General features: G+C 75.1%; 5 protein-coding genes and 1 pseudogene. 1 reads left to right on the plus strand and 5 read right to left on the minus strand.

Annotated features, from left to right (window positions below):
• Together GCU67_RS15450 and GCU67_RS15455 are read right to left on the minus strand one after the other, a co-directional pair.
• Positions 1-329: pseudogene (locus GCU67_RS15450) on the minus strand (hypothetical protein); the annotation flags it as partial.
• A 155-nt stretch (positions 330-484) separates the two neighbouring features.
• A complete protein-coding gene (locus GCU67_RS15455; RefSeq protein ID WP_163612116.1) occupies positions 485-1,147 on the minus strand; it encodes a TrmH family RNA methyltransferase in 663 nt (220 codons plus the stop codon).
• Between the two features lie 41 nt (positions 1,148-1,188).
• Here GCU67_RS15455 and GCU67_RS15460 point away from each other — a divergent pair, with 41 nt between their 5' ends.
• Positions 1,189-2,307, plus strand: a complete 1,119-nt coding sequence (locus GCU67_RS15460) for a GNAT family N-acetyltransferase (RefSeq protein ID WP_338105053.1) — start codon at positions 1,189-1,191, stop codon at positions 2,305-2,307.
• A gap of 127 nt (positions 2,308-2,434) precedes the next feature.
• Here the strand turns inward: GCU67_RS15460 and GCU67_RS15465 are convergent, their stop codons facing one another.
• The 3 genes from GCU67_RS15465 to pyrH form a co-directional block, all read right to left on the minus strand.
• On the minus strand, positions 2,435-3,652 hold the full coding sequence (locus GCU67_RS15465) for a phosphatidate cytidylyltransferase (protein ID WP_163612118.1): 1,218 nt from the start codon (positions 3,650-3,652) through the stop codon (positions 2,435-2,437).
• Between the two features lie 20 nt (positions 3,653-3,672).
• Positions 3,673-4,230, minus strand: coding sequence for a ribosome recycling factor (gene frr / locus GCU67_RS15470; protein ID WP_163612119.1), 558 nt, complete (start codon positions 4,228-4,230; stop codon positions 3,673-3,675).
• Positions 4,231-4,335: 105 nt separating this feature from the next.
• The coding region (gene pyrH, locus GCU67_RS15475; RefSeq protein ID WP_163612120.1) for a UMP kinase at positions 4,336-5,045 on the minus strand (710 nt) is incomplete at its 5' end.

The raw sequence follows: 5,045 nt of genomic DNA on the forward strand, positions 1-5,045 counted from the left end.
GTCACGTACGGCGGCGTCACGGCCAGGGGCGCCTCGGCCTCGTTGTCGAGCTCGGCGATGAGCGCGGCGATGGCGGCGGCCTCGACCTCCCACGCCGCGAGCAGGGGCGCCTCCGGGGGCGACACCGGGACGTCGACCGCCACCGGGACGTCAGCGCCCCCGACCGGTGCACCGTCCACTGCTGCGGGGTGCGCCCACCGGGGCAGCCAGGCCTCGTCCCACAGCTCCCCCGGGGTGGGCTGGGCGTCCGGAGCCGGCGGGAGCGGTGCTGCGCCGTCCGCGGGAGGGGCCTCGTCCGGGGCCGGGCCGACGTGCTGCGTTCCCGACACGACGGCCGCTCCTCCCCGGCCCGTCGTCCTCCCGGCCACCGGTGCGGCCAGGCCCAGGACACGGACCCGCCCGGCCATGGTGCCGGAGACGACGGTCCCCGTCCGGTAGGCGCGGCGTCACCGCTCCATCACACCCCGCTGAGGCCCGCCGATGATCAGCCGGGTGGCGGACCGGCGTGCTGGCGGATCCACCCGTGCATCGCGATGCCGGCGGCGACCCCGGCGTTCAGCGAGCGGGTGGAGCCGAACTGGGCGATGGAGACGGTGAGCGCTGCGCCGGCGCGGGCCTCCGGGGTGAGGCCGGGGCCCTCCTGGCCGAAGAGCAGCAGCGCCCGCCGGGGCAGGTCGACGGTCTCCAGCGGCACCGACCCCGGGCCGGTGTCGACCGCGACGACGACGAGCTGCTCCGCAGCGGCGAAGTCCAGCAGCCCGCCGACGTCGGGGTGGTGCCGCAGGTGCTGGTAGCGGTCGGTGACCATCGCCCCGCGGCGGTTCCAGCGACGGCGGCCGACCACGTGCACCTCGGCGGCGAGGAAGGCGTTGGCGGTGCGCACCACCGTGCCGATGTTCAGGTCGTGCGCGAAGTTCTCGATCGCGACGTGGAACGGGTGCCGCCGGGTGTCGAGGTCGGCGACGATCGCCTCGAGGGTCCAGTAGCGGTAGCGGTCGGCCACGTTGCGCCGGTCGCCGTCGGCGAGCAGCGCGCGGTCGTAGCGCGCGTCGGTGGGCCAGGGACCGGGCCAGGGGCCGACCCCCACCGAGCCGCCCCACTCGGTGGGTCCGGCGGCCTCGTCGTCCGGCGCGGTCGGGCTGGTCATCGCCGGGCATGGTGTCACGGCCCGGCGGGCAGGTCCCCGGGGTGACCGCCGGGACCGAGGGACTCCTCCTGCACCTGACCACGCCCCCCGAGTGGCGGGCGGCGCTGGCGACGGGCACGGTCACCCCGCCGTCGCTGTCCGGGGTGGGCTTCGTGCACCTGTCGTCGCCGGAGCAGGTGCACCTGCCGGCGGAGCGGCTCTTCGCCGGGCGCCGGGACGTCGTCCTGCTGGTGGTCGACCCGGCGCGGCTGACCGACCCGGTGCGCTGGGAGCCGGGGGTGCCCGGTGACCCGGCGAGCATGCGCTTCCCGCACCTCTACGGCCCGCTGCCCACCTCGGCCGTGGTCGCTGTCCTCCCCTGGCGGTCGGGGACGGTGCCCGTGCCGCCCGCTCCCGGTGACGCCGTCGGCCGCGCGCGGGCGATGGACGTCTCGCTGCGCACCCGCCGGGCGGCCCGGGTGGTCGACGTCCGCGGCGGGTACGCCGTCGCCGACCCGGCGTTCCCGCACTCCCGCGACGACAACCGGTTGCTCGTCACCGGGGCCCTGACCGCCGACGAGGTCGAGGAGCGGGCCGCCGAGCTCACGGCCGCGCTGGGCTGGCAGGCCCCGGCGGTGACCCTGCTGCACCCGGACGCCGGGCCGGTGGCGGCCGAGCTGGCGCGGCGGGGCTGGGACGTCGCGACGACGCTGCTGATGGCCCGCTGGGCGCCCTTCCCGGCCGCTGCCGACGGCCCCGCCGAGGTGGTGCCGCAGTCCGACGTCCACGCACTGTGGGAGCGCTCCTGGCGCCGGGAGCTGGGGCCGGGCGAGCCGGTGCTGGAGGAGGTCGTGCGGCAGCTGGTGGACCGGGAGCACCGCAACGACCGGGTGGTGCGGGTGGTCGACGTCGCCGTCCGCGAGGACGGCCGGGTGGTCGCCGCCGCGCAGCTGCGGGTGGACGGCGCCACGGCGTCGCTGGAGTCGGTGGTCAGCGACCCGGCGGTGCGGCGGCGCGGCCTCGGCAACGCGGTGCTGGACCTGGCGTCGGCGACCGCGGGGTCGGCCGGCTGCGACCTCCTGGTCCTGGACGCCGCGGCCGACGACTGGCCCCGCCACTGGTACGCCCGCCACGGCTTCACCGAGACCGGCCGCACCTGGGACGCCGTCCGCCGCACATGAGGTGCCGGAGCGGCCCCGGCCCCCCTTCAGGGTCCCGCCGCGAGCCCGCGAGTGGTGGGTCGGGCCCCGTCCCGAGGCTCGCGGCGAGCATGCGAGTCGTGAGGAGGACGGGGGTCCTTCGACGTGTTCAGACCGGGGCGACCGCGGAGAGGACCAGCCAGGCGACCGCGGCCGAGGGCAGCAGCGAGTCCATCCGGTCCATCAGGCCGCCGTGGCCGGGCAGCAGGTCGCCCATGTCCTTGATCCCGAGGTCGCGCTTGAGCAGCGACTCCCCCAGGTCACCGAGCGTGGCGGTGAGCGCGATGGCCACCCCGAACAGCGCCCCGCCCCACCAGGGTCCGTGGAAGGTGAGCGTCATCAGCAGGACACCGATGGCCACGCAGGCGGCGACCGACCCGGCCAGGCCCTCCCAGGACTTCTTCGGGCTGACCGTGGGCGCCATCGGGTGCTTGCCGAACAGCACGCCGGCGGCGAACCCGCCGACGTCGCTGCACACCACGGTGGCGATGAACGCCAGCACTCGGGCGACCCCGTCGTCGGGGACGAGCAGCAGGACGGCGAACCCGGCGAGCAGCGGCACGTAGAGGGCGACGAACACCCCGGCGGAGGCGTCGCGCAGGTAACCCAGTGGACCGTCGCCCAGCCGCCACAGCAGGACGGCGAAGACGGTGAGCAGGAAGGCCACGACCAGTCCGGAGGGGCCGCGGGTCCAGGCCAGCGCCACCATCGCGACCGCGCCGACGAGGACCGGGGCCCGCGGCGTCTGGTGGCCGCCGTTCCGCAGCGCGCCGGTGAGCTCCACGATGCTGATGACGACCGCGACGGTGAGCACCAGCAGGAAGGCCGGGCGCCAGATGAGCAGCGCGGCGATGACGGTCCCGCCCAGGGCGAGGCCCACCCCGATGGCCGCGGCCATGTCGCGCCCGGCCCGGCCGGTCACCCGGGGGGCGCCGCTGGGGGTGTCCACGGGCGCCTCGCCGGTGACCTCGTGGCCCGGGGCGTCGGGGACGGCGGTCAGTGGCGGCGCGCCGTCCGGGTCGTCGTCCCGGTGCCCGCCGGCCGGCTGGGCCGGCTCTCCGGCGGGGGTGTCGTCCTCGGCGTCCCAGCGGAGCCCGACCGTGCCGGGTCCGGTGACCTGCTCGGGCCGCACGACCGGCCGCGGCGGGAGCGGGGGCAACGGCGGCCGCGGGAGCTGCCCGGCCCGCACCGTCGGCCCGGTCCCGTCACCGGGCCGCGGGAGCGGTCCGATGCCGGTGGTCGCCGGGGCGTCGGCGACACCCGATCGCCGGCGGGCAGGCTCCCGCTCCGGGCCCGAGGGCTCGGCGGGGTGCGGCTGGGCGGTCATGCGAGGACTCCTGGACCCGGTCAGACGTCGAGGAGCTCGGTCTCCTTGTTCTTCATCGCCTCGTCGATGCTGGCGACGTGGGCGGCGGTGAGGTCGTCGAGCTCCTTCTCCGCGCGGCGCACCTCGTCCTCGCCGGCCTCGCCGTCCTTGTTGATCCGGTCCAGCTCCTCCTTGGCCCGACGCCGCACGTTGCGGATGGCGACCTTGGCGTCCTCGCCCTTGGACCGGGCCATCTTCACCAGGTCGCGGCGGCGCTCCTCGGTCAGCTGCGGGAAGTTGACCCGGATCAGCTGGCCGTCGTTGGTGGGGTTGACGCCCAGGTCGGAGTTGCGGATCGACTTCTCGATGGCGTTGAGCTGGGAGGCGTCGTAGGGCTTGATGACCGCCATGCGGGCCTCGGGCACGGTGATGGAGGCCATCTGGGGCACCGGGGTCATCGCGCCGTAGTACTCGACGACGATCTTGTTGAACATCGACGGGGCGGCACGCCCGGTGCGGACGGAGCCGAGGTCCTCGCGGGCGACCGACAGGGCCTTGTCCATCCGCTCCTCGGCATCGAGCAGGGTGTCGTCGATCACGGGGTTCTCTCCTCCTGCGGCTTCCGCCGCCGTGCTGGCCGTGGGATGTGCGGTGTCCGAGCGGGACGGCGTCCGGCGTGCACCGTCCCGCTCACGTGCGACCGGTCAGGACTGGTCGCTGATCAGCGTCCCGATCCTCTCACCTGCCGACGCACGCGCGATGTTGCCGTCCTCCAGCAGGTTGAACACCACGATCGGCATCTTGTTGTCCATGGAGAGGCTGATCGCCGTGGCATCGGCGACCTTCAGCTGCTTGGCCAGGACCGTGGCGTAGTCCAGGTCCTCGTACATCGTCGCCGCCGGGTTGGTGCGCGGGTCGTCGTCGTAGACGCCGTCGACGCCGTTCTTGGCCATCAGCAGGACCTGGCAGCCGATCTCGAGGGCGCGCTGGGCGGCCACGGTGTCGGTGGAGAAGTAGGGCATGCCGGCGCCGGCGCCGAAGATGACCAGCCGGCCCTTCTCCATGTGCCGCACGGCCTTGCGCGGGATGTAGGGCTCGGCGACCTGGCCCATCGTGATCGCCGTCTGCACGCGGGTCTCGAGGCCGACCTGCTCGCAGAAGCCCTGCAGGGCCAGGGCGTTCATGACCGTGCCGAGCATGCCCATGTAGTCGGCGTGCCGGCGGTCGATGCCGGTGTTCTGCAGCTCGGCGCCGCGGAAGAAGTTGCCGCCGCCGACGACGACGGCCACCTGGGTGCCACCGTGCACGACCTCGGCCAGCTGCTCGGCGATGTTGCGCACGATGCCGCCGTCGACGCCGACGCTGCCACCGCCGAAGGCCTCACCGGAGAGCTTGAGCAGCACGCGCCGGTACC

It is taken from the genome of Modestobacter muralis, from assembly GCF_010682105.1.
Taxonomy (GTDB): Bacteria; Actinomycetota; Actinomycetes; order Mycobacteriales; family Geodermatophilaceae; genus Modestobacter; species Modestobacter muralis.